Origin of the sequence: Streptomyces actuosus, from assembly GCF_016921115.1 — a bacterium.
Lineage (GTDB): Bacteria > Actinomycetota > Actinomycetes > Streptomycetales > Streptomycetaceae > Streptomyces > Streptomyces actuosus_A.
The window spans coordinates 111,562-130,912 of the sequence record NZ_JAFFZS010000017.1 but is presented as its reverse complement, the minus strand read 5'-3'; the positions used below and the strand labels follow the sequence as shown (position 1 = coordinate 130,912).

Annotated in this window: 16 protein-coding genes; 1 reads left to right on the top strand and 15 read right to left on the bottom strand. The window is 70.2% G+C overall.

Annotated elements, in window-relative coordinates; translation table 11 throughout:
* Positions 1 to 45: 45 nt before the first annotated feature.
* On the bottom strand, positions 46 to 2,070 hold the full coding sequence (gene recQ, locus JS756_RS21615; RefSeq protein ID WP_240204153.1) for a DNA helicase RecQ: 2,025 nt from the start codon (positions 2,068 to 2,070) through the stop codon (positions 46 to 48).
* Between the two features lie 229 nt (positions 2,071 to 2,299).
* On the opposite strand from recQ, the gene JS756_RS21610 reads away from it, so the two are divergent.
* Positions 2,300 to 2,947 (top strand): hypothetical protein, encoded by a 648-nt coding sequence (locus JS756_RS21610; RefSeq protein ID WP_205384799.1) that lies wholly within the window; start codon positions 2,300 to 2,302, stop codon positions 2,945 to 2,947.
* Between the two features lie 76 nt (positions 2,948 to 3,023).
* On the opposite strand, the gene nuoN is transcribed toward JS756_RS21610, so the two are convergent.
* From nuoN to JS756_RS21540, 14 genes are read right to left on the bottom strand one after another with little or no spacing between them, the layout of a single operon-like run.
* Positions 3,024 to 4,673 (bottom strand): NADH-quinone oxidoreductase subunit NuoN, encoded by a 1,650-nt coding sequence (gene nuoN, locus JS756_RS21605; RefSeq protein ID WP_205384798.1) that lies wholly within the window; start codon positions 4,671 to 4,673, stop codon positions 3,024 to 3,026.
* The gene (locus tag JS756_RS21600; RefSeq protein WP_205384797.1) at positions 4,670 to 6,241 is read right to left on the bottom strand and encodes an NADH-quinone oxidoreductase subunit M; all 1,572 of its coding nucleotides are present in this window, start codon (positions 6,239 to 6,241) and stop codon (positions 4,670 to 4,672) included. Before JS756_RS21600 ends, nuoN begins: the two co-directional genes overlap by 4 nt.
* Positions 6,242 to 6,246: 5 nt before the next feature.
* A complete protein-coding gene (gene nuoL, locus JS756_RS21595; RefSeq protein ID WP_205384796.1) occupies positions 6,247 to 8,160 on the bottom strand; it encodes an NADH-quinone oxidoreductase subunit L in 1,914 nt (637 codons plus the stop codon).
* A gap of 15 nt (positions 8,161 to 8,175) precedes the next feature.
* Positions 8,176 to 8,475 (bottom strand): NADH-quinone oxidoreductase subunit NuoK, encoded by a 300-nt coding sequence (gene nuoK, locus JS756_RS21590; protein WP_205384795.1) that lies wholly within the window; start codon positions 8,473 to 8,475, stop codon positions 8,176 to 8,178.
* Positions 8,472 to 9,314 carry an NADH-quinone oxidoreductase subunit J gene (locus JS756_RS21585; RefSeq protein ID WP_205384794.1) on the bottom strand — a complete coding sequence of 281 codons (843 nt, stop codon included), beginning with the start codon at positions 9,312 to 9,314 and terminating at the stop codon, positions 8,472 to 8,474. Before JS756_RS21585 ends, nuoK begins: the two co-directional genes overlap by 4 nt.
* On the bottom strand, positions 9,311 to 9,946 hold the full coding sequence (gene nuoI, locus JS756_RS21580) for an NADH-quinone oxidoreductase subunit NuoI (protein ID WP_205384793.1): 636 nt from the start codon (positions 9,944 to 9,946) through the stop codon (positions 9,311 to 9,313). Before nuoI ends, JS756_RS21585 begins: the two co-directional genes overlap by 4 nt.
* A complete protein-coding gene (gene nuoH / locus JS756_RS21575; RefSeq protein WP_205384792.1) occupies positions 9,939 to 11,303 on the bottom strand; it encodes an NADH-quinone oxidoreductase subunit NuoH in 1,365 nt (454 codons plus the stop codon). The genes nuoI and nuoH overlap by 8 nt, the downstream gene beginning before the upstream one ends.
* Positions 11,300 to 13,804, bottom strand: a complete 2,505-nt coding sequence (locus JS756_RS21570) for an NADH-quinone oxidoreductase subunit G (protein WP_205384791.1) — start codon at positions 13,802 to 13,804, stop codon at positions 11,300 to 11,302. The genes nuoH and JS756_RS21570 overlap by 4 nt, the downstream gene beginning before the upstream one ends.
* On the bottom strand, positions 13,801 to 15,147 hold the full coding sequence (nuoF, locus tag JS756_RS21565) for an NADH-quinone oxidoreductase subunit NuoF (protein WP_240204123.1): 1,347 nt from the start codon (positions 15,145 to 15,147) through the stop codon (positions 13,801 to 13,803). Before nuoF ends, JS756_RS21570 begins: the two co-directional genes overlap by 4 nt.
* On the bottom strand, positions 15,147 to 16,019 hold the full coding sequence (gene nuoE / locus JS756_RS21560) for an NADH-quinone oxidoreductase subunit NuoE (RefSeq protein ID WP_205384789.1): 873 nt from the start codon (positions 16,017 to 16,019) through the stop codon (positions 15,147 to 15,149). Before nuoE ends, nuoF begins: the two co-directional genes overlap by 1 nt.
* Positions 16,016 to 17,362 (bottom strand): NADH-quinone oxidoreductase subunit D, encoded by a 1,347-nt coding sequence (locus JS756_RS21555; RefSeq protein ID WP_205384788.1) that lies wholly within the window; start codon positions 17,360 to 17,362, stop codon positions 16,016 to 16,018. The genes nuoE and JS756_RS21555 overlap by 4 nt, the downstream gene beginning before the upstream one ends.
* Positions 17,359 to 18,099, bottom strand: a complete 741-nt coding sequence (locus tag JS756_RS21550; protein ID WP_205384787.1) for an NADH-quinone oxidoreductase subunit C — start codon at positions 18,097 to 18,099, stop codon at positions 17,359 to 17,361. Before JS756_RS21550 ends, JS756_RS21555 begins: the two co-directional genes overlap by 4 nt.
* Positions 18,096 to 18,650, bottom strand: coding sequence for a NuoB/complex I 20 kDa subunit family protein (locus tag JS756_RS21545; RefSeq protein WP_141309540.1), 555 nt, complete (start codon positions 18,648 to 18,650; stop codon positions 18,096 to 18,098). The genes JS756_RS21550 and JS756_RS21545 overlap by 4 nt, the downstream gene beginning before the upstream one ends.
* Positions 18,651 to 18,663: 13 nt before the next feature.
* Positions 18,664 to 19,023, bottom strand: a complete 360-nt coding sequence (locus tag JS756_RS21540; RefSeq protein WP_007383963.1) for an NADH-quinone oxidoreductase subunit A — start codon at positions 19,021 to 19,023, stop codon at positions 18,664 to 18,666.
* Between the last annotated feature and the right edge of the window lie 328 nt (positions 19,024 to 19,351).

Genomic DNA, 19,351 nt, shown 5'->3' with positions numbered 1-19,351 from the left:
GAAGCGCCGCGCCCCCTCCACGGGGCGGCGAGGGACGGAACGCCGCTAGACCCACATGTCGGGCTCCGGCTCCTCCTCGGGCCGGTCCCCGGGCTCGGGCTCCGCCCCGGCGTCGACCGCCGGCGCCGCGCCGTGCCCCGCGCCGGGCGGCCCGCCCAGCTCGGCCAGCACCTTGAGCACGCCCTCCCCGTAGGTCGCCAGCTTCTTCTCGCCCACGCCGCCGACGCCGCCGAGCTCCTGCACGGACGTCGGCCACAGCGTCGCAATCTCCCGCAGCGTGGCGTCGTGGAAGATGACGTAGGCCGGAACACCCTGCTCCCTGGCCTGCTCGGCGCGCCAGGCCCGCAGGGCCTCGAACGCGGGGAGCAGTTCCTCGGGCAGTTCGGCCACGGCGACCGACTTGGCCCGGCGCCCCGCGCCCGCGGAACCGGAGGAGCCCGAGCGGGACGCGGCCGGCCGCTCCGGCTCCTTGCGCAGCGGCACCTCCCGCTCCCGGCGCAGCACCGTGGCACTGGCGTCGGTCAGGACCAGGGTGCCGTACTCCCCCTCGACCGCGAGCAGGCCCTGGGCCAGCAACTGGCGGACGACACCGCGCCATTCGCCCTCGGTCAGCTCCTCGCCGATGCCGAACACCGACAACTGGTCGTGGTCGAACTGGATGACCTTGGCGGTGCGCTTGCCCAACAGGATGTCCACGATCTGCACCGCTCCGAACTTCTGGCCCCGCTCGCGCTGCAGCCGCACCACCGTCGACAGCACCTTCTGCGCCGCGACCGTGCCGTCCCAGGTCTCCGGCGGGGTCAGGCAGGTGTCGCAGTTGCCGCAGCCGGCCCGGTCCGCGTCCTGACCGAAGTAGGCCAGCAGCTGGCCGCGCCGGCACTGGGCGGTCTCGCAGAGCGCGAGCATCGCGTCCAGGTGGGCCTGGGCCCGCCGCCGGAAGGCCTCGTCGCCCTCACCGGACTGGATCAGTTTGCGCTGCTGGATGACGTCGTTCAGGCCGTAGGCCATCCAGGCCGTCGACGGCAGGCCGTCCCGTCCGGCACGGCCCGTCTCCTGGTAGTAGCCCTCGACGGACTTGGGCAGGTCGAGATGGGCGACGAAGCGGACGTCCGGCTTGTCGATGCCCATGCCGAAGGCGATGGTCGCCACCACGACCAGGCCGTCCTCCCTCAGGAACCGGGCCTGGTGCTCGGCCCGCACGGTCCCGTCCAGGCCGGCGTGGTACGGCACCGCCGCGATGCCGTTGCGGGTGAGGAACTCGGCCGTCTTCTCCACCGAGTTGCGCGAGAGGCAGTACACGATGCCCGCGTCACCGGCGTGCTCCTCCCGCAGGAAGGCCAGCAGCTGCTTCTTCGGGTCCGCCTTCGGGACGATCCGGTACTGGATGTTGGGCCGGTCGAAGCTCGCCACGAAGTGGCGGGCCGACGGCATGCCGAGTCGCTCGGTGATCTCCTGGTGCGTGGCGTGCGTCGCCGTCGCCGTGAGCGCGATCCGCGGCACGTCCGGCCAGCGCTCGCCCAGCAGGGACAGCGCGAGGTAGTCGGGCCGGAAGTCGTGTCCCCACTGGGAGACGCAGTGCGCCTCGTCGATCGCGAAGACGGAGACCCTGCCGCGGGAGAGGAGGTCCAGCGTGGAGTCGAGGCGCAGCCGCTCCGGCGCCAGGTACAGCAGGTCCAGCTCACCGGCCAGGTACTGGGCCTCGACCACCCGCCTCTCGTCGAAGTCCTGCGTGGAATTGATGAACCCGGCCCGCACCCCGAGCGCGCGCAGCGCGTCCACCTGGTCCTGCATGAGCGCGATGAGCGGTGAGACCACGACGCCCGTACCGGGTCTGACCAGGGCCGGGATCTGGTAGCACAGCGACTTGCCGCCGCCGGTCGGCATGAGCACCACGGCGTCGCCGCCGGCCACCACGTGCTCGATGACGGCTTCCTGCTCGTCGCGGAATGCCTCGTACCCGAAGACCCGGTGCAGCGTCGCCGACGCCCGGCTCGCGGTCGCTCCCGCCGCCTCGGTGTCTGGCGTCCCGCTGGTGCTTGACATCACGCCGATCCCGCCCGTCCCGCCCATCGTCCTGCCCCCCGCGCGTCGTCCCTCGACCACTGCCTCCACGATAGGGGTCGCGACCGACAGCGCCGGAGTTGTCCACAGGACCGGTCGGTCACGTTCGGAAGTCATTCGAATGGCCTGCGTCACATGGCGGGCCCCCGGCGGGCCGGGACATGCTGCTCGGGCGGGACAGGGCAGCCCATCGCCCGTCTCTGTCCCCCGGTCCCCCGTCCGCCCAAGGAGCCGCAGAATGTCCCCTCGGCCACGCAAGGCCGCCGTCGCCTTGGCGGCAGCCGCAGCCCTCTGTCTGACCGCCGCACCGGCACGCGCCGCGGCGGATCCCGGTCCGTTCGTCTGGACGCAGCTGACCGGCACCTACACGGCGACCGGCGCGTACGCCCACGAGCCCTACGCGGTCCGCGGTGGATTCGTCCGCTCCGACATGTGCGTCACCGGCGGCACACAGGGCGCGCTGGGGTACGTCTACCTCAACGAGGCGCACATCGGTTCCCTCGACCCGGCCGCCCCCGCGGCCCTGGTCTACGCACCCGGCCCCTTCGGCACGCGGGAGCTCGCGGCGGTGGAGTGGGTCGTCAAGGACAGCGGCCAGGCGGCCCCGGAGCTGTTCGGCCGTACCTTCGCCTCGGACGTGCTGCCCGGCTACTTCACGCTGGCGGCCTGGATCTACCGGACCGACCCGGACGGGCTGTTCGCCCCGTGGAACCCCGCCGTGTCGTGCCCGGCGGCCCCGGCCGGAACCAGCGGCACGGCGGGCGCCCGGGGCGCCGGGGACACCATCTCGACCGCCGAGGACGCGGCCGCGGATCCCGAGCACTCCCGCACCGGGACCGTGGGCCTGGAGCAGGAGCTCGACACGCTGTTCGACTCCCTGCTGTGACCCGGGCGCCGTCCCGGAACGCAGCGGACCCGGCCTCCGTGCGGGGAGGCCGGGTCCGTGCTGCACGCCGTACGGGTCAGCGCACGAACACTCCCGCCTGGCTCGCCAGGTCCAGGAAGTACTGCGGTGCCACACCGAGCACGAGGGTGACCGCCACGCCGACCCCGATCGCCGTCATGGTCAGCGGCGACGGAACGGCGACCGTGGGTCCCTCGGGCCGCGGCTCGCTGAAGAACATCAGCACGATCACGCGGATGTAGAAGAACGCCGCGATCGCCGACGAGATCACACCGATCACGACCAGCGGGGCCGCGCCGCCCTCCGCCGCCGCCTTGAACACGGCGAACTTCCCGGCGAAGCCGGAAGTCAGCGGAATGCCGGCGAACGCCAGCAGGAACACCGCGAACACCGCGGCGACCAGTGGCGAACGGCGGCCCAGGCCGGCCCACTTGGACAGGTGGGTGGCCTCGCCGCCCGCGTCCCGCACCAGCGTGACCACGGCGAACGCGCCGATCGTCACGAACGAGTACGCCGCCAGGTAGAACAGGACCGACGAGATCCCGTCCGGCGTGGTCGCGATGACACCCGCCAGGATGAAGCCGGCGTGAGCGATCGACGAGTACGCCAGCAGACGCTTGATGTCGGTCTGTGTGATCGCCACGATGGCGCCGCCGAGCATGGTGACGATCGCGACGCCCCACATGACCGGGCGCCAGTCCCAGCGCAGGCCCGGAAGGACGACGTACAGCACCCGCAGCAGCGCGCCGAAGGCGGCCACCTTGGTCGCCGCCGCCATGAAGCCGGTGACGGGGGTCGGCGCGCCCTGGTACACGTCCGGCGTCCACATGTGGAACGGCACCGCGCCCACCTTGAACAGCAGGCCCATCACCAGCAGCGCGGTGCCGAGCAGCAGCAGCGCGTCGTTGCCCATGGTCCCGGCCAGCGCGGGGTCGACGTCGGTGACGGTTCCGTCGACGACCCGCGCGATCGTCGCGTACGACACCGAGCCGGAGTAGCCGTAGAGCAGGGCGATCCCGAACAGGGTGAACGCGGAGGCGAACGCGCCGAGCAGGAAGTACTTGACCGCGGCCTCCTGCGACATCAGCCGCTTGCGGCGGGCCAGCGCGCACAGCAGGTACAGCGGCAGCGAGAAGACCTCCAGGGCGACGAAGAGGGTCAGCAGGTCGTTGGCCGACGGGAAGACCAGCATGCCGGCCACCGCGAAGAGCAGCAGCGGGAAGACCTCGGTCGTGGTGAATCCGGCCTTGACCGCGGCGCGCTCGCTGTCGCTGCCCGGTACGGCCGAGGCCTGCGCGGCGAAGGAGTCGACGCGGTTGCCGTGGGCCTCCGGGTCCAGGCGCCGCTCGGCGAAGGTGAACAGGCCGACCAGCGCGGCCAGCAGGATCGTGCCCTGCAGGAACAGGGCCGGTCCGTCGACCGCGATCGCGCCCATCGCCGCGATCCCGGCCTTCGTGGTGCCGTATCCGTCGGCCGCGAGCGCGACCACCGCGGCGAAGGCGGCGGTGAGCGCGACGGCGGAGACGAGCACCTGCGCGTGGTAGCGGGACCTGCGCGGGACGAACGCCTCGACGAGCACCCCGATGACGGCGGCACCCACGACGATCAGGGTGGGCGACAATTGCCCGTATTCGATCTTCGGCGCGTCGATCTTCGAGATCGGGTCGGCCGCGGTTGTCCACAGGCTGTGGACGGCTGCTGCGCTCACTTGGCCGCCTCCACCTCGGGCTGGGGGTCCTTCTTGTGTACGTCGGACAGGGTCTGCTGGACCGCCGGATTGACGATGTCCGTCACGGGCTTCGGGTAGACGCCCAGGAAGAGCAGCAGGACGACCAGCGGGGCGACGACCACGAGCTCGCGCACCCTGAGGTCGGGCATGGCCGAGACCTCCGGCTTCACCGGCCCGGTCATCGTCCGCTGATAGAGGACGAGGGTGTACAGCGCGGCGAGCACGATGCCGAACGTGGCGACGATGCCGACGGCCGGGTAGCGCGTGAACGCGCCGACCAGAACCAGGAACTCACTCACGAACGGGGCCAGCCCCGGTAGCGACAGGGTCGCCAGGCCGCCGATCAGGAAGGTGCCGGCGAGCACCGGGGCGACCTTCTGCACACCGCCGTAGTCGGCGATGAGCCGCGACCCGCGCCGCGAGATCAGGAAGCCCGCGACCAGCATCAGCGCGGCCGTCGAGATGCCGTGGTTGACCATGTACAGCGTTGCGCCCGACTGGCCCTGACTGGTCATCGCGAAGATGCCCAGGACGATGAAGCCGAAGTGGGAGATCGACGCGTAGGCCACCAGCCGCTTGATGTCGCGCTGGCCCACGGCGAGCAGGGCGCCGTAGATGATGCTGATCAGTGCCAGGACGAGGATGACCGGCGTCGCCCACTTGCTCGCCTCCGGGAACAGCTGGAGGCAGAAGCGGAGCATCGCGAAGGTGCCCACCTTGTCGACGACCGCCGTGATGAGGACGGCGACCGGCGCGGTGGACTCCTGCATGGCGTTGGGCAGCCAGGTGTGCAGCGGCCACAGCGGCGCCTTCACCGCGAAGGCGAAGAAGAAGCCGAGGAACAGCCAGCGCTCGGTGCTGGTCGCCATGTCGAGCGTGCCGGCGGCGCGGGCCTGGGCGATCTCCTGGAGGCTGAAGTTCCCGGCGACCACGTACAGGCCGATCACCGCGGCCAGCATGATCAGACCGCCGACCAGGTTGTAGAGGAGGAATTTCACCGCCGCGTACGACCGCTGGGTCGACGCCGCCTTCTCGCCGTGCTCGTGGGCACGGTCCCCGAAGCCGCCGATGAGGAAGTACATCGGGATCAGCATGGCTTCGAAGAAGATGTAGAAGAGGAAGACGTCGGTGGCCTCGAAGGAGAGGATCACCATCGCCTCGACGGCGAGGATCAGCGCGAAGAAGCCCTGGGTGGGCCGCCACCGCCTGCTGCCGGTCTCCAGCGGGTCGGCGTCGTGCCAGCCCGCCAGGACGATGAACGGGATCAGCAGGGCCGTGAGCGCGATCAGCGCCACGGCGATGCCGTCGACGCCCAGCTCGTACCGCACCCCGAACTCGGCGATCCAGGCGTGGGACTCGGTGAGCTGGTAGCGGTCGCCGCCCGGGTCGAAGCGCACCGCGACCGCGACCGCGAGTGCGAGAGTGGCGAGGGTGAACAGCAGCGCCAGCCACTTGGCGGCGGTGCGCCGCGCGGCCGGTACGGCGGCGGTGGCGATCGCCCCCACGGCCGGGAGCACCGCCGTCGCTGTCAGCAGAGGAAAGGACATCGGTATCAGACCGCCCTCATCAGCAGGGTGGCGGCGATGAGCAGGGCCGCACCGCCGAACATCGAGACCGCGTACGACCGCGCGAAGCCGTTCTGCAGCCTGCGCAGGCGCCCGGACAGGCCGCCGACCGAGGCCGCCGTGCCGTTGACGACACCGTCGACCAGGGTGTGGTCGACGTAGACCAGGGACCGCGTGAGGTGCTCGCCGCCGCGGACCAGGACGACGTGGTTGAAGTCGTCCTGCAGCAGGTCGCGCCGTGCGGCCCGGGTGAGCAGCGAGCCGCGCGGGGCGACGACCGGGACGGGGCGGCGGCCGTACTGGGCCCAGGCGATGGCGACGCCGACGACGAGGCAGACCATCGTCCCGCCGGTGACGGCGGCGGCGCTGAGCGGGGAGTCGCCCTCGGCGTGGCCGGTGATCGGCTCCAACCAGTGCAGGAACCGGTCACCGATGCTGAAGAACGCACCGGCGCCGACCGACCCGACGGCCAGCACGATCATCGGGATCGTCATGCTCCTGGGCGACTCGTGCGGGTGCGGCTCGTGGCCCTGCGCGTCGGGCTGCCAGCGCTTCTCGCCGAAGAACGTCATCAGCATCACGCGGGTCATGTAGTACGCCGTGATGGCCGCGCCGAGCAGGGCGCAGCCGCCGAGGATCCAGCCCTCGGTGCCGCCCTTGGCGAAGGCCGCCTCGATGATCTTGTCCTTGGAGAAGAAGCCGGACAGGCCCGGGAAACCGATGATGGCGAGGTAGCCGAGACCGAAGGTGACGAAGGTGATCGGCATGTACGTGCGCAGGCCGCCGTAGCGGCGCATGTCGACCTCGTCGTTCATGCCGTGCATGACGGAACCGGCGCCCAGGAACAGCCCGGCCTTGAAGAAGCCGTGCGTCACCAGGTGCATGATCGCGAAGACGTAGCCGATCGGGCCGAGGCCCGCGGCCAGCACCATGTAGCCGATCTGCGACATCGTCGAGCCGGCCAGCGCCTTCTTGATGTCGTCCTTCGCGCAACCGACGATCGCACCGAACAGGAGCGTGACCGCTCCGACGACGGTGACGACGAGCTGGGCGTCCGGCGCGCCGTTGAAGATCGCGGCGGAGCGGACGATCAGGTAGACGCCCGCGGTCACCATCGTCGCGGCGTGGATGAGGGCCGAGACCGGGGTCGGGCCCTCCATGGCGTCCCCGAGCCAGGACTGCAGCGGCACCTGGGCGGACTTGCCGCAGGCGGCGAGCAGGAGCAGCAGGGCGAGGGCGGTGAGCTTGCCCTCGGTGGCGTCCGCGGCCAGGCCGGGCTCGGTCTGGGTGCCGAGGAGCGGCCCGAAGGCGAAGGTCCCGAAGGTGGTGAACATCAGCATGATCGCGATCGACAGGCCCATGTCGCCGACGCGGTTGACCAGGAAGGCCTTCTTCGCCGCGGTGGCCGCGCTGGGCTTGTGCTGCCAGAAGCCGATGAGCAGGTAGGAGGCGAGACCGACGCCCTCCCAGCCGACGTACAGCAGCAGGTAGTTGTCGGCGAGGACGAGCAGCAGCATCGCCGCGAGGAACAGGTTGAGGTAGCCGAAGAAGCGGCGGCGGCGCTCGTCGTGCTCCATGTACCCGACCGAGTACAGGTGGATCAGCGAGCCGACGCCGGTGATGAGCAGGACGAACGTCATCGACAACTGGTCGAGGCGGAAGGCGACGTCCGCATGGAAGCCCTCGACCGGGATCCAGCTGAACAGGTGCTGGGTCAGCGTCCGCTGCTCCGCGTCCCTGCTCAGCAGGTCGGAGAAGAGGACGAGACCGAACACGAAGGAGACGGCGGACAGCAGGACGCCGATCCAGTGGCCGACGGCGTCGAGACGGCGGCCACCGACCAGCAGGACGGCCGCTCCGAGCAGGGGCGCCGCGATGAGCAGCGCGATCAGGTTCTCCACGATTCTTCCGACCCCTTACAGCTTCATCAGGCTGGCGTCGTCGACCGAGGCCGAGTGGCGGGAACGGAACAGCGACACGATGATCGCGAGCCCGACCACGACCTCCGCTGCGGCGACGACCATCGTGAAGAACGCGATGACCTGGCCGTCGAGGTTGCCGTGCATGCGGGAGAAGGTGACGAACGCGAGATTGCAGGCGTTCAGCATCAGCTCGATACACATGAAGAGCACGATGGCGTTGCGCCGGATCAGCACCCCGGTGGCGCCGATGGTGAACAACAGGGCTGCTAGATAGAGGTAGTTGACCGGGTTCACTGCGACGCCTCCTCGGTCCGCTTGAAGGTCGCCGGTGCGACCGCCTTCCGCTCCAGGCGCTCCTCGGCCCGCTGCTCCAGCGCCCGGAGGTCGTTGAGGGCCTCCATGGAGACGTCGCGGATCTGGCCGCGCTCGCGCAGCGTCTTGCTGACGGTCAGCTCGGAGGGGGTGCCGTCGGGCAGCAGGCCCGCGATGTCCACGGCGTTGTGCCGGGCGTACACGCCGGGGGCCGGCAGCGGCGGGATGTACGTCCCCTCGCGCACCCGCTGCTCGGACAGCTCGCGCTGGGTCCTGGCCCGCTCGGTGCGCTCGCGGTGCGTGAGCACCATCGCCCCGACGGCCGCGCTGATCAGCAGGGCGCCGGTGATCTCGAAGGCGAAGACGTACTTGGTGAAGATGAGGCTCGCCAGGCCCTGCACATTGCCGCCCGCGTTGGCCCGGCCGAGCCCGTCGAACTCCTTCAGTGAGGCGTTGGCGATGCCGGCCACCAGCAGGATGCCGAAGCCGAGCCCGCACACGAGGGCCAGCCAGCGCTGGCCCTTGACGGTCTCCTTCAGGGAGTCCGCCGCGGTCACGCCGACGAGCATCACCACGAACAGGAACAGCATCATGATCGCGCCGGTGTAGACGATGATCTGCACGACGCCCAGGAAGTAGGCGCCGTTGGCGAGGTAGAACACCGCAAGGACGATCATGGTGCCGGCGAGGCAGAGGGCGCTGTGCACGGCCTTCTTCATGAAGACGGTGCCCAGGGCGCCGATCACCGCGACCGTGCCGAGGACCCAGAACTGGAAGGCCTCTCCGGTGGAGGTGGAGTAGGCGGCGAGTGTCGCGCTCATCGGCGGACCACCCCCTCGGACGCGGACTCGTCCGCGCCGGAGGACGGCTCCTCCGGGACCTCGCCCTTGGAGAGGGCGACCTGCCGCTCGGTGCCGGGCGCGGCCTCCGTGACCAGGCCCCGGTAGTAGTCCTGCTCGTCCATCCCCGGGTAGATGGCGTGCGGGCTGTCGACCATGCCCTCTTCGAGGCCGGCGAGCAGCTGCTCCTTGGTGTAGATGAGGTTGGCGCGGCTGGAGTCGGCCAGCTCGAACTCGTTCGTCATGGTCAGCGCGCGCGTGGGGCACGCCTCGATGCACAGGCCGCACAGGATGCAGCGGGCGTAGTTGATCTGGTAGACCCGGCCGTACCGCTCGCCGGGCGAGTAGCGCTCCTCGTCGGTGTTGTCGGCGCCCTCCACGTAGATGGCGTCGGCGGGGCAGGCCCAGGCGCACAGCTCGCAGCCGACGCACTTCTCCAGGCCGTCCGGATGGCGGTTGAGCTGGTGCCGTCCGTGGAACCGCGGAGCCGTGGTCTTCTGCTGCTCCGGGTACTGCTCGGTCAGCCGCTTCTTGAACATGGCCTTGAAGGTCACGCCGAAGCCGGCCACCGGGTTGAGGAAACCGGGCTTGGTCTCCTTGGGCTCCTCAGCCATCGGACGCCTCCTTTCCATCCAGCGGTCCGTCACTGTGAGTATCGGTCCCACCACTGACAATGAGCTCCCGCTCCCGGTGCGGGCGGCGCCGCGGCACCGCCGGCAGCTCCTGACCGGGCAGCGGTGGTACGGGGAATCCACCGGCCATCGGGTCGAACCCGGCGGGCGGGGCGGCGGGTTGCCCGGTGTCCTTCGCCTTCTGCCGGAACAGGTCGGCGACGAACGACAGGAGCAGCAGGGCGAGGACGCCGCCGCCCACGTAGAGGGCGATGTCGGCGAAGTCGTAGTTCTCGTTCCGCAGGGTCCGCACGGTCGCGACGAGCATCAGCCAGGCCACGGAGACCGGGATGAGGACCTTCCAGCCGAGCTTCATCAGCTGGTCGTAGCGGACACGGGGCAGGGTGCCGCGCAGCCAGATGAAGAAGAACAGCAGCAGCTGCACCTTGACGACGAACCAGAGCAGCGGCCACCAGCCGTGGTTGGCACCCTCCCAGAAGGTGCTGACCGGCCAGGGGGCGCGCCAGCCGCCGAGGAACAGCGTCGTCGCGACGGCCGAGACCGTCACCATGTTCACGTACTCGGCGAGCATGAACATCGCGAACTTGATGGACGAGTACTCGGTGTTGAAACCGCCGACCAGGTCGCCCTCGGACTCCGGCATGTCGAAGGGGGCGCGGTTGGTCTCTCCGACCATCGTGACGATGTAGATGATGAAGGAGACCGGCAGCAGGACGACGTACCAGCGGTCCTGCTGCTGCTCGACGATCGCCGACGTCGACATCGACCCGGAGTAGAGGAACACCGACGCGAACGCGGCGCCCATGGCGATCTCGTAGGAGATCATCTGCGCGCAGGAGCGCAGGCCGCCCAGCAGCGGGTAGGTGGAGCCGGAACTCCAGCCCGCCAGGACGATGCCGTAGATGCCGACCGAGGCGACCGCGAGGACGTACAGCATCGCGATCGGCAGGTCGGTGAGCTGCATCGTGGTGCGGTGGCCGAAGATCGAGATCTCGTTGCCGGCCGGGCCGAAGGGGATCACCGCGATCGCCATGAACGCCGGGATGGCGGCGACGATCGGGGCGAGGACGTACACCACCTTGTCCGCGCGGCGGACGATGACGTCCTCCTTCAGCATCAGCTTCACGCCGTCGGCCAGGGACTGGAGCATTCCCCACGGGCCGTGCCGGTTGGGGCCGATGCGCAACTGCATCCAGGCCACGACCTTGCGCTCCCACACGATGGAGAACAGCACGGTCACCATCAGGAACGCGAAGCAGAAGACCGCCTTGATCGCGATCAGCCACCACGGGTCGCGGCCGAACAGCGACAGATCCTCGGCGGCGAGGTACGGGCTCATGCCTCCACCTCCTGGGGGGCGTCGGCGGCGGACACGGCCGGGCCGATGCGGACGAGGGAGCCGGGCAGCACCCCGGCGTCGGAGGCGACGCCGCCGCCGACGGAGTTCAGCGGAAGCCAGACCACGCGGTCGGGCATCTCGGTCACCTGCAACGGCAGTGCGACGGACCCGGCGGGGCCGCTCACGGCGACGACGTCGCCGTCCTTGACGCCCGCCTCGGCGGCGGTCGCGGCCGACACGCGCGCGCGTGCTGCGTGCCGGGTCCCGGCGAGCGCCTCGTCCCCCTCCTGCAGGACACCCAGGTCGAGCAGGAGACGGTGACCGGCGAGGACCGCCTCCCCGGCGGCGGGCCGCGGCAGCGACATCGCCGTCTCCCTCGGCCCGGTGGCGCGCGGTCCGTCCCACGCGCCGAGCCGGTCCAGCTCCGCGCGGGCGGTGCCCAGGTCCGGCAGGCCGAGGTGGACGTCCATGGCGTCGGCCAGCATCTGCAGCACGCGGGCGTCGGTGGGCGCGACGCGGCGGGTCATCTGGTCGGGCTTGAGCGCGGCCTCGAAGAAGCGGACCCGGCCTTCCCAGTTGAGGAAGGTGCCGGCCTTCTCGGCGACCGCCGCGACGGGCAGGACGACATCGGCGTGCTCGGTGACCTCGCTGGGCCGCAGCTCCAGCGAGACCACGAAGCCGACCTCGTGCAGCGCCGCACGCGCGCGGGCCGGATCGGGCAGGTCGGCGACCTCGACCCCGGCGACGAGCAGGGCCTGCAGTTCACCGCCCGCGGCGGCCTCGACGATCTGGTCGGTGTCGCGGCCGTAGCGGTGGGGCAGTTCGGCGACGCCCCAGGCCGCGGCGACCTCCTCACGCGCGCGGGGGTCGGTGGCCGGGCGCCCGCCCGGCAGCAGCGACGGCAGCGCGCCCACCTCGACGGCGCCCCGCTCTCCGGACCGCCGGGGGACCCACACCAGCTCCGCACCGGTCGCGGACGCGGCGCGCAGTACGGCGGTGAGCCCACCGGCGACTCCGGCCAGCCGCTCCCCGACGACGATGACCGCGCCGTCGGCGCGCAGTGCGTCGGCCGCGCCGGTGCCGGAGTCCTCCAGGCCGACACCGCTGGCGAGGGCGTCCAGCCATTCGGTCTCGGTGCCGGGAGCGGCGGGGAGCAGCGTCCCGCCCATCTTCTGCAGGCCGCGCGTCGCGTGGGTCGCCAGGGCGAACACCTGCTGCCCGTGCTTGCGCCAGGCCTTGCGCAGCCGCAGGAAGACGCCGGGCGCCTCCTCCTCGGACTCGAACCCGACCAGCAGGACCGCCGGGGCCTTCTCCAGCGAGGTGAAGCCGGCGCCCGTGCCGTCGAGGTCCCTTCCGCGGCCGGCGACGCGGGCGGCGAGGAAGTCGGCCTCCTCGCTGCTGTGCACGCGCGCGCGGAAGTCGATGTCGTTGGTGTCGAGCGCCACGCGCGCGAACTTGCTGTAGGCGTAGGCGTCCTCGACGGTGAGCCGCCCGCCGGTGAGGACGCCGGTCCGGCCGCGGGAGGCGAGCAGCCCCTGCGCGGCGATCTGCAGCGCCTCGGGCCAGGACGCCGGCTGCAGCTCGCCCTCGGCGTTGCGCACCAGGGGCGTGACGAGACGGTCCCTCTGCTGCGCGTACCGGAACGCGAACCTGCCCTTGTCGCAGATCCACTCCTCGTTGACCTCGGGGTCGTTCGCGGCGAGCCGCCGCATGACCTTGCCGCGCCGGTGGTCGGTGCGCGTGGCGCACCCGCCGGAGCAGTGCTCGCACACGGACGGCGAGGAGACGAGGTCGAAGGGTCGGGAGCGGAAACGATATGCCGCGGAGGTGAGCGCGCCGACCGGGCAGATCTGGATGGTGTTGCCGGAGAAGTACGACTCGAACGGGTCGCCCTCGCCGGTGCCGACCTGCTGGAGCGCGCCCCGCTCGACCAGTTCGATCATCGGGTCGCCCGCGATCTGGTGGGAGAAGCGGGTGCAGCGCGCGCACAGCACGCAGCGTTCGCGGTCGAGCAGGACCTGCGTGGAGATCGGGACCGGCTTCTCGTAGGTGCGCTTGCGGCCCTCGAAGCGGGAGTCGGCCTGGCCGTGGGACATCGCCTGGTTCTGGAGCGGGCACTCGCCGCCCTTGTCGCAGACCGGGCAGTCCAGGGGGTGGTTGATGAGCAGGAGCTCCATCACCCCCCTCTGCGCCTTCTCGGCGACCGGCGAGGTGAGCTGCGTCCTGACGACCATCCCGTCGGTGCAGGTGATGGTGCAGGAGGCCATGGGCTTGCGCTGGCCCTCGACCTCGACGATGCACTGCCGGCAGGCGCCGGCCGGGTCGAGGAGCGGATGGTCGCAGAACCGGGGGATCTCGATGCCGAGTTCCTCGGCGGCCCGGATGACCAGAGTGCCCTTGGGCACGCTGATCTCGATGCCGTCGATCGTCAGCGTCACGAGATCTTCCGGCGGGACCGCCGCCTCTCCTCCGTCCGAGGGAGCGCTGGTGGTCACAGTCATGCGTTCACCTCCGTGCGGTCGGCCCAGGCCGTCGACCTGGCGGGGTCGAAGGGGCAGCCGCGGCCCGTGATGTGCTGCTCGTACTCCTCACGGAAGTACTTCAGCGAGGAGAAGATCGGCGAGGCGGCGCCGTCGCCGAGGGCGCAGAACGACTTGCCGTTGATGTTGTCGGCGATGTCCGCGAGCTTGTCGAGGTCGCTCATCGCTCCCTTGCCCGCCTCGATGTCCCGCAGCAACTGCACCAGCCAGTAGGTGCCTTCACGGCAGGGTGTGCACTTGCCGCAGGACTCGTGGGCGTAGAACTCGGTCCACCGGGTCACGGCGCGCACGACGCAGGTGGTCTCGTCGAAGCACTGCAGGGCCTTGGTGCCGAGCATGGAACCGGCGGCGCCCACGCCTTCGTAGTCGAGGGGGACGTCGAGGTGCTCGTCGGTGAACATCGGCGTCGAGGAACCGCCCGGCGTCCAGAACTTCAGGCGGTGGCCCGGCCGCATGCCGCCGCTCATGTCGAGCAGCTGGCGGAGCGTGACGCCGAGCGGGGCCTCGTACTGGCCGGGAGAGGCGACGTGGCCACTGAGCGAGTAGAGCGTGAAGCCCGGGGACTTCTCGCTGCCCATCGACCTGAACCATTCCTTGCCGTTCTTCATGATGGCGGGAACCGACGCGATCGACTCGACGTTGTTCACCACAGTGGGGCACGCGTAGAGGCCCTCGACGGCGGGGAAGGGGGGACGCAGCCGCGGTTGGCCGCGGCGGCCTTCGAGCGAGTCCAGCAGTGCGGTCTCCTCACCGCAGATGTACGCGCCCGCGCCCGCGTGCACGGTGAGTTCGAGGTCGAGTCCGCTGCCGAGGATGTTGCTGCCGAGGTATCCCGCCTCCTGGGCCTCGCGCACGGCCTCGTGCAACCGCCTGAGAACGGGGACGACTTCACCGCGCAGATAGATGAACGCGTGCGAGGACCTGATGGCGTGGCACGCGATGACGATGCCCTCGATGAGGCTGTGCGGGTTCGCGAAGAGGAGCGGGATGTCCTTGCAGGTCCCGGGCTCCGATTCGTCGGCGTTGACAACAAGATAGTGCGGCTTTCCATCTCCCTGGGGGATGAACTGCCACTTCATCCCCGTCGGGAATCCGGCGCCGCCGCGCCCGCGCAGACCGGAGTCCTTGACGTACGCGATCACGTCGTCGGGCGACATGGCGAGCGCCTTGCGGAGCCCCTCGTACCCCTCGTGCCTCCGGTAGACGTCCAGGGTCCAGGACCTGTCGTCGTCCCAGAAGGCCGACAGCACGGGCGAGAGGAGCTTCTCGGGGCTCGTGTCCTTCAGTTCGGGTGCCAACGTCATCACTCCCCCTCCTCGGCGGCAGGCCCGGCCGGGTGGGACGGGTCGGATGCGGACGTCTCCCGCGACGCGTCGTGGGAGACGGGCTGCTCGGCCGGCGAGGGCTCGGGCGCCTTCCGGTCGCGCGGCTCCTCGTGGGGCCCGCCGTCGCGCGGATGGACCACGCGCGCGGCGGCGGTCTCCCCCTTCGCCAGGCGGAGGCCGACCAGTGACGCCGGTCCCGCGCTGCCGCTCTCCTCGACGGCCCCGGGCCGCTCGTCGGGGAAGCCGGCCAGGATCCGCGCGGTCTCCTTGAAGGTGCACAGCCGTGCTCCGCGCGTCGGCGCCACGGGCCGTCCCGCCCGCAGGTCGTCGACGAGGCGCCTGGCGCTGTCGGGGGTCTGGTTGTCGAAGAACTCCCAGTTGACCATCACGACCGGCGCGTAGTCGCAGGCCGCATTGCACTCGATGTGCTCCAGGGTGACCTTGCCGTCACCGGTCGTCTCGCCGTTGCCGACGCCCAGGTGCTCCTGGAGCTCCTCGAAGATCGCGTCGCCGCCCATCACCGCGCACAGCGTGTTGGTGCAGACCCCGACCTGGTAGTCGCCGCTCGGCCTGCGCCGGTACATGGTGTAGAAGGTGGCGACGGCGGTGACCTCGGCCGTGGTCAGGCCGAGGACGTCCGCGCAGAACCGCATCCCGGTGCGGGTGACGTGCCCCTCCTCGGACTGCACCAGGTGCAGCAGCGGAAGGAGCGCGGACCGGGAGTCGGGGTAGCGGGAGACGATCTCCCGCGCGTCCGCCTCCAGCCGGGCCCGGACGTCGTCCGGATACGCGGGCGCGGGCAGCTCGGGCATGCCCAGGCTGACGCCACGCTCGGAAGAAGAGGTGGTCACCGGTCGACGCCTCCCATCACGGGGTCGATGGACGCGACGGCGACGATGACGTCGGCGACCTGGCCGCCCTCGCACATCGCCGCCATGGCTTGCAGGTTGGTGAAGGACGGATCGCGGAAGTGGACCCGGTAGGGACGGGTGCCGCCGTCGGAGACGACGTGCACGCCGAGCTCGCCCTTGGGCGACTCGACCGCCGCGTACGCCTGTCCCGGCGGTACGCGGAAGCCCTCGGTCACCAGCTTGAAGTGGTGGATCAGGGCCTCCATGGAGGTGCCCATGATCTTCTTGATGTGGTCGAGGGAGTTGCCGAGCCCGTCGGGCCCCAGGGCGAGCTGGGCCGGCCAGGCGATCTTCTTGTCGGCGACCATGACCGGGCCGGGCTGGAGCCGGTCCAGGCACTGCTCGACGATCCTGAGCGACTGGCGCATCTCCTCCAGGCGGATCAGGAAGCGGCCGTAGGCGTCGCAGCTGTCGGCGGTCGGGACGTCGAAGTCGTACGTCTCGTAGTCGCAGTACGGCTGGGACTTGCGCAGGTCGTGCGGCAGGCCGGTGGCCCGCAGGATGGGGCCCGTCGCGCCGAGGGCCATGCAGCCGGCCAGGTCGAGGTAGCCGATGTCCTGCATGCGGGCCTTGAAGATGGGGTTCCCGGTGGCGAGCTTGTCGTACTCCGGGAGGTTCTTCTTCATCTTCTTGACGAACTCGCGGATCTGGTCGACCGCGCCGGGCGGCAGGTCCTGGGCGAGTCCGCCGGGGCGGATGTACGCGTGGTTCATCCGCAGGCCGGTGATGAGCTCGTAGAGGTCGAGGATCATCTCGCGGTCGCGGAACCCGTAGATCATGATCGTGGTCGCGCCGAGCTCCATGCCGCCGGTGGCGATGCACACCAGGTGGGAGGACAACCGGTTCAGCTCCATCAGGAGCACCCGGATGATCTTGGCCCGCTCGGTGACGTCGTCCTCGATGCCGAGCAGCCTCTCGACGCCGAGGCAGTAGGCCGTCTCGTTGAAGAAGGACGTCAGGTAGTCCATGCGCGTCACGAACGTGGTGCCCTGCGTCCAGGTCCGGTACTCGAGGTTCTTCTCGATGCCGGTGTGGAGGTACCCGATGCCGCAGCGGGCCTCGGTGACCGTCTCGCCCTCGATCTCCAGGATCAGGCGCAGCACACCGTGGGTGGACGGATGCTGCGGACCCATGTTGACGACGATGCGTTCGTCGTCGGCACGGGCCGCGGACTGGACGATCTCGTCCCAGTCGCCGCCGGTGACCGTGTAGACGGTGCCCTCGGTGGTCTCGCGTGCCGAGGCGGAGGCCGCCGAGGCGTCGGATGCGTGGGAAGTGCTCACGAGTACGACCTCCGCTGGTCCGGAGCCGGGATCTGGGCGCCCTTGTACTCGACGGCGATGCCGCCGAGGGGGTAGTCCTTGCGCTGCGGGTGGCCCTGCCAGTCGTCCGGCATCATGATCCGCGTCAGGGCCGGGTGCCCGTCGAAGACGATGCCGAAGAAGTCGTAGGTCTCGCGCTCGTGCCAGTCGTTCGTCGGGTAGACGGAGCACAGCGACGGGATGCGCGGGTCGCTGTCGGGGGCGCTGACTTCCAGGCGGATGAGCCGGTTGTGGGTGATCGAGCGCAGGTGGTAGACGGCGTGCAGCTCGCGGCCCTTGTCGTGCAGGTAGTGCACGCCGCTGACGCCGGTGCACAGTTCGAAGCGCAGGGCCGGGTCGTCGCGCAGGGTGCGGGCGACGCGGACGAGGTGCTCGCGTTCGATGTGGAAGGTGAGCTCGTCGCGGTCCACGACCGTCTTCTCGATGGCGTTGCCGGGGAGCAGACCCTGCTCCTCCAGCGCGCCCTCGAGTTCGTCGGCGACCTCGTCGAACCAGCCGCCGTAGGGCCGGCTCGCCGGTCCCGGCAGCCGGACCGAGCGGACCAGCCCGCCGTAGCCCGAGGTGTCTCCGCCGCCCGCCGCACCGAACATGCCGCGCTGGACGCGGATCTCCTCGCCGCCCTGGCCGCGCTGGCCCGGCAGGTTCGACGCGCTGAGGTCCTTCTCGGGGTTGACCCCGTTGCCTTGGGCGTCGCTCACCGCAGCAGCCCCTTCATCTCGATGGTGGGCAGGGCCTTGAGCGCCGCCTCCTCCGCCTCACGGGCCGCCTCCTCGGCGTTCACGCCGAGCTTGGAGGTCTGGATCTTGTGGTGGAGCTTGAGGATCGCGTCCATCAGCATCTCGGGCCGCGGCGGGCAGCCGGGCAGGTAGATGTCGACGGGGACGACGTGGTCCACGCCCTGGACGATCGCGTAGTTGTTGAACATGCCTCCGGAGGAGGCGCAGACGCCCATGGAGATGACCCACTTGGGGTTGGGCATCTGGTCGTAGACCTGCCGCAGGACCGGCGCCATCTTCTGGCTGACCCGGCCCGCGACGATCATCAGGTCCGCCTGGCGCGGCGATCCGCGGAAGACCTCCATGCCGAACCGCGCCAGGTCGTAGCGACCGGCGCCGGTGGTCATCATCTCGATGGCGCAGCAGGCCAGGCCGAAGGTGGCGGGGAAGACCGACGCCTTGCGCACCCAGCCCGCGGCCTGTTCGACGGTGGTCAGCAGGAATCCGCTCGGCAGCTTTTCTTCGAGTCCCATGTCGTAAGGCCCCTCAGTCCCATTCCAGGCCGCCGCGCCGCCACACATAGGCGTAGGCGACGAAGACGGTGAGCACGAAGAGCAGCATCTCCACGAGCCCGAACACACCCAGGGCGTCGAAGGTGACGGCCCACGGGTAGAGGAAGACGATCTCGATGTCGAAGACGATGAAGAGCATCGCCGTCAGGTAGTACTTGATGGGGAAGCGCCCGCCGCCGGCCGGCGTGGGGGTCGGCTCGATACCGCACTCGTAGGCTTCGAGCTTGGCGCGGTTGTACCGCTTCGGACCGATCAGCGTGGCCATGACCACGGAGAAGATCGCAAAGCCTGCCCCGAGGGCTCCCAGTACGAGGATGGGCGCATACGCGTTCACCGCTCCTCGCTCCTCTCAGTCGGCACTGACTGCTGGCGGTTTGCATCAGGCCCACGTCCGCCTCATCAGCCCCTCGAACCCCGCCCGCCCCGGCGAAGATCGGGAACATGTGAAGCAGGTCACAAGCCCAACCGCGTGCATCTTATGCCCGCAGGTCTGTGATCTGCGACACGGGGTATTGCACGACCTTTGTGATCTCCACCACCTGACGAAGGATCATGAAGCCGGATGAGCGGTGATCTTCGTACAGGAAGCGTCCGAGTAATCACCAGAGGTGACATTTTCGCTCGTCATGGCAGCTCAGAAGGGTCGTCTCCATATCAAGAGA

Coding starts and splice junctions, on each gene's coding strand:
- recQ (WP_240204153.1), bottom strand. CDS start 2,070: ATGGGCGGGACGGGCGGGATCGGCGTGATGTCAAGCACCAGCGGGACG.
- JS756_RS21610 (WP_205384799.1), top strand. CDS start 2,300: ATGTCCCCTCGGCCACGCAAGGCCGCCGTCGCCTTGGCGGCAGCCGCA.
- JS756_RS21600 (WP_205384797.1), bottom strand. CDS start 6,241: ATGTCCTTTCCTCTGCTGACAGCGACGGCGGTGCTCCCGGCCGTGGGG.
- JS756_RS21585 (WP_205384794.1), bottom strand. CDS start 9,314: ATGAGCGCGACACTCGCCGCCTACTCCACCTCCACCGGAGAGGCCTTC.
- nuoI (WP_205384793.1), bottom strand. CDS start 9,946: ATGGCTGAGGAGCCCAAGGAGACCAAGCCCGGTTTCCTCAACCCGGTG.
- nuoH (WP_205384792.1), bottom strand. CDS start 11,303: ATGAGCCCGTACCTCGCCGCCGAGGATCTGTCGCTGTTCGGCCGCGAC.
- JS756_RS21570 (WP_205384791.1), bottom strand. CDS start 13,804: ATGACTGTGACCACCAGCGCTCCCTCGGACGGAGGAGAGGCGGCGGTC.
- nuoF (WP_240204123.1), bottom strand. CDS start 15,147: ATGACGTTGGCACCCGAACTGAAGGACACGAGCCCCGAGAAGCTCCTC.
- JS756_RS21545 (WP_141309540.1), bottom strand. CDS start 18,650: ATGGGACTCGAAGAAAAGCTGCCGAGCGGATTCCTGCTGACCACCGTC.